Consider the following 3,337-nt stretch of genomic DNA (forward strand, 5'->3'; position numbering starts at 1 on the left):
CCTTCGAAGCGGGCACGAGGATGGCCGCGCCACCGTCGGCGTGCTTGTAGGGCACGTTCATCTGCGAGAGCTGCGCCACGATGGCGCCGCCGTCCTTGTCGCCCAGGTTGGTGTAGAGCACGCGCCAGTCGGGCTGGCGGCCCATGAAGAAGAAGGCCAGGGCGATGGCCAGCAGCGCCAGGGCGCCCAGGCCAAGCTTGATCTTCTGCGCGTTGTCCATGCGCGTGAAGCCCTCGGCCAGGGCGTTGGCGCGCACGGGCTGGGCATTCACTTCGGCGACGGCGGTGGTGCTCATGGGCGGGAGGGGCTCGCAAGGGGCGCAAAAGGCCCCGGATGCGGACGAGTATCCCGGCGGGGGTCGGCGGGCAGTGCCGGAAAAAGGCGGCTTATCGGGGCTTTATTTCCGGCCCGGGTTGCCGAGGGGGTCGGGTCGTTGACAGGTCCGTGGCGCCGTTGCGGGTATAAGCCGCGCAACGCAACCACCCATCCGCAAGCCCATGCACCGCATCGTCCTGGCGTTCACCCTCCTGCTGGCGGCATTTGGCGCCAGTGCCGCCGATGGCGACAAGCTGCCGGCGCGCAGCGTCCTGCTGATACCGGCCGCCGAGCCCCTGGAATACACCGTCACGCTCAGGACGGCGGCCACGATGCTGTTCCCCCTTGCCTCTCTGGGGGCGGTGGCGGACGGGCGCCAGAAGTCGAAAGACCTCACCGGCCTGATGAAGGCCCGCTCACCGGCCCACGGCCTGTTCTTTGCCGAGCGGGTGGCGCATCGGCTGCAGGCGGCTGGTTACCAGGTCCGGGTGCTGGACGGAATCGTCCGCAATCCGCAGGACCCGGAGAACATCGACGTGGAGAACCTGGCCTTCGAGGAGGACGTCGGCCTGCACCTGCAGTTCGATGCCATCGGCTTCCATTCCGGCATGAGCACGCTGTCCTACGCGCCCAAGCTCAACGTCGACGTCTATTCGTTTCCCCGGGGCGCCGCGTGGTACTCCTACAGCACGACGCTGTTCTTCGGCGTGGATGCCCGGCCGAACGAGGACTGGGCCATCGTCGCGCCCGCGAACGCCACATTCCCCACCTTCGAGGCCCTGATCGGAGACCCCGCCGCCGTGGATACCGTCTACCGGGACGCGCTGGACCAATTGGCCGAGCGGGTGGTCACGCAGTTCCAGGTGCAATCACCGCTGAAGACGGCGCCCTGAGCCGGGTCACCCGGTCAGGGCCGGAAAAGGCCGGCTTATCGGCGCTTTATTTCCGGACCCGGTTGCCGAGGGGTCCCTAGCATTCAGGCCTGTCATCCGGTTTGCCAAGGAGTCCGCCATGGACATGCGCCTGTCCCCCCTGACCAGCCAGTCACTCGGCAACGTGGCCGCGTTCAAGCGCCCGGCCGCGGGCACCGCCATCGCGGGCGGCGCGGGCGCGGCCTTCGCCGACAACCTCAAGGCCGCCCTGCAGAAGGTGAGCAATGCCCAGAACGAGGCCAGCCGCCTGCAGACCGAAGTGCAAATGGGCAACCCCAAGGTCAGCCTGGAGGAGACCATGATCTCCATGCAGAAGGCCCAGATCGGCTTCCAGAGCGCGCTGCACGTGCGCAACCGCATGGTGCAGGCCTACACGGACGTGATGAACATGTCGGTCTGATCGCCCGCCCGGGCGAAAGCGCGTATGGTGGGCGGCCGTCCAACGCCCCGAAATGCCATGCCCAGCCCCGACACCCTGGCCCGCTTCATCGCCCGCGTCGAGCAGAACGCCCACGTCGAGGCGATCGAGGAGTTCTACGCGCCCGACGCCTCCATGCAGGAGAACCTGTCGCCGCCGCGCGTGGGGCGCGACGCCCTGATCGCCAACGAGGCGAAGGCCATGGCGCGCACGAAGTCCGTGCAGTCGTGGTGCGTGGGGCCGGTGTTCGTCAACGGCGACCTGGTGGTCATCCGCTGGCGCTTCCGTTTCGAGTCGCACGACGGCCTGATCCGGGAGCTGGAGGAGCTGGCCTATCAGGAATGGCGCGGCGAGCGTATCTTCAAAGAGCAGTTCTTCTACGACCCCGCTCAGTTCGCGCCGCGTCCGCCGCAATGAGGAAGGGCGCCAGTGGCGCCCTTCGATCGGGTCGTGGACGGGTCGCGCCCGCCGGTGCTCAATGCGTCGGCGCCGCGCTGCTGCGGTCGATGATCTGCGCCAGGTCGGCCAGCCAGGGCTCGGCCAGGCAGCGGATCTCGGCGTCGGTGCGCAGGATGCGCTGCATGATGCGCGCCTTTTCCTTGCGTTCTTCCGGCGCCAGGTCGGCGTCGCGCGATTTGAAGCGCAGTTGCGCGATGAGCACCGCGCAGGCGCCCTCCAGGCGCACCACGCGGTCCCAGTCCTCGGCCTGCGCGGCGGCCAGCATCTGGTCGCTGGTGCGCTCGATGGCCTTGTAGTAGTCGATCAAACCGTGCTGCTCCAGGTCGGTCATGTCAGGCTCCTTGCAGGGCCTGGCCGCGGATGTCCTGCCAGGCCTGCGCCACGGGTTCGATGAGGGTCGCCACTTCGGCCAGCGCCGCCGGGTCGTTGCGCAGGTTGGCTTCGGTCAGGCGGCGCACGCTGTAGGCGTACAGGGCACGCAGGTTCTGCGCCATCTCGCCGCCGGCGGGGTCCAGGCCGGCCTTGAGGCCTTCCTCGACGATGCGCACCGCCTTGCCGATCTGCTCGCCCTTGACCACGAGGTCGCCGCGTTCCATGGCGCCGCGCGCGGCGGCCACGGCCTGCAGCAGGCCGTCGAACAGCATGCCCACGAGGCGGTGCGAGTCCGCCGCCTGGACGCCGGTTTCCACGGCGACGCGCTTGTAGACGGAGGCGGAGCGGGTGTTGACGGAGGTGAACATGGCGGGGGTTCCTTGCTGGCTATGCCCTATGTATCGGCCGTCCCGCGCCGGACTGTAGGTATTTGGTGGGCGATCAGAGGCGGGTTTCATGGCCGATTCCGGGGATGCCTGGCGGGGTTTCGCGTCGCTTCAAAAGACAACGGCGACGGCCTTTGGGGACCGCCGCCGTGTCGGGCGTGGGGCGACCCCGAAGGGCCGGTTTCGATCAGCGCAGCAGCGACAGCACGTTCTGGCCGTTCTGGTTGGCCTGGGCGACCATGGCGGTGCCGGCCTGCTGCAGGATCTGCGAGCGCGACAGGTTGGAGGTTTCCTTGGCGAAGTCGGCATCGACGATGCGACCGCGCGCGGCGGAGAGGTTCTCGCCCGTGATGTTGATGTTGGCCACGGCGTTCTCGAAGCGGCTCTGCAGGGCGCCCAGGTCGGCGCGCGAGCTGTTGATGGCATCGATGGCCGAGTCGATCACCTTGAGCGCG

General features: G+C 68.4%; 6 protein-coding genes and 1 pseudogene. 3 read left to right on the forward strand and 4 right to left on the reverse strand.

Translation table 11 applies throughout. The features are described 5' to 3' along the window. Positions 1 to 295, reverse strand: a pseudogene (locus tag VLG41_RS21495) (flagellar basal body M-ring protein FliF); the annotation flags it as partial. Between the two features lie 202 nt (positions 296 to 497). On the opposite strand from VLG41_RS21495, the gene VLG41_RS21500 reads away from it, so the two are divergent. From VLG41_RS21500 to VLG41_RS21510, 3 genes are all read left to right on the forward strand, one after another. Then, positions 498 to 1,208, forward strand: a complete 711-nt coding sequence (locus VLG41_RS21500; RefSeq protein WP_325351424.1) for a hypothetical protein — start codon at positions 498 to 500, stop codon at positions 1,206 to 1,208. A gap of 118 nt (positions 1,209 to 1,326) precedes the next feature. Next, entirely contained in the window at positions 1,327 to 1,647 is a 321-nt protein-coding gene (gene fliE, locus VLG41_RS21505; protein WP_325351425.1) for a flagellar hook-basal body complex protein FliE, read from the forward strand. A gap of 57 nt (positions 1,648 to 1,704) precedes the next feature. Further along, entirely contained in the window at positions 1,705 to 2,082 is a 378-nt protein-coding gene (locus tag VLG41_RS21510; RefSeq protein ID WP_325351426.1) for a nuclear transport factor 2 family protein, read from the forward strand. Between the two features lie 58 nt (positions 2,083 to 2,140). Here the strand turns inward: VLG41_RS21510 and VLG41_RS21515 are convergent, their stop codons facing one another. The 3 genes from VLG41_RS21515 to VLG41_RS21525 all read right to left on the reverse strand — a co-directional run. After that, a complete protein-coding gene (locus tag VLG41_RS21515; RefSeq protein WP_325351427.1) occupies positions 2,141 to 2,455 on the reverse strand; it encodes a flagellar protein FliT in 315 nt (104 codons plus the stop codon). A gap of 1 nt (position 2,456) precedes the next feature. Then, positions 2,457 to 2,864 (reverse strand): flagellar export chaperone FliS, encoded by a 408-nt coding sequence (gene fliS / locus VLG41_RS21520; protein ID WP_325351428.1) that lies wholly within the window; start codon positions 2,862 to 2,864, stop codon positions 2,457 to 2,459. 205 nt (positions 2,865 to 3,069) lie between these two features. Then, on the reverse strand, positions 3,070 to 3,337 hold a 268-nt coding region (locus VLG41_RS21525; RefSeq protein ID WP_325351429.1), incomplete at its 5' end, for a flagellin.

The organism is Hydrogenophaga sp., assembly GCF_035481345.1.
Taxonomy (GTDB): domain Bacteria; phylum Pseudomonadota; class Gammaproteobacteria; order Burkholderiales; family Burkholderiaceae_C; genus Hydrogenophaga.

Excerpts from the sequence above, each read along its gene's own strand:
- VLG41_RS21515 (WP_325351427.1), bottom strand. The coding sequence starts at position 2,455 with ATGACCGACCTGGAGCAGCACGGTTTGATCGACTACTACAAGGCCATC.
- fliS (WP_325351428.1), bottom strand. The coding sequence starts at position 2,864 with ATGTTCACCTCCGTCAACACCCGCTCCGCCTCCGTCTACAAGCGCGTC.
- VLG41_RS21500 (WP_325351424.1), top strand. The coding sequence starts at position 498 with ATGCACCGCATCGTCCTGGCGTTCACCCTCCTGCTGGCGGCATTTGGC.
- fliE (WP_325351425.1), top strand. The coding sequence starts at position 1,327 with ATGGACATGCGCCTGTCCCCCCTGACCAGCCAGTCACTCGGCAACGTG.
- VLG41_RS21510 (WP_325351426.1), top strand. The coding sequence starts at position 1,705 with ATGCCCAGCCCCGACACCCTGGCCCGCTTCATCGCCCGCGTCGAGCAG.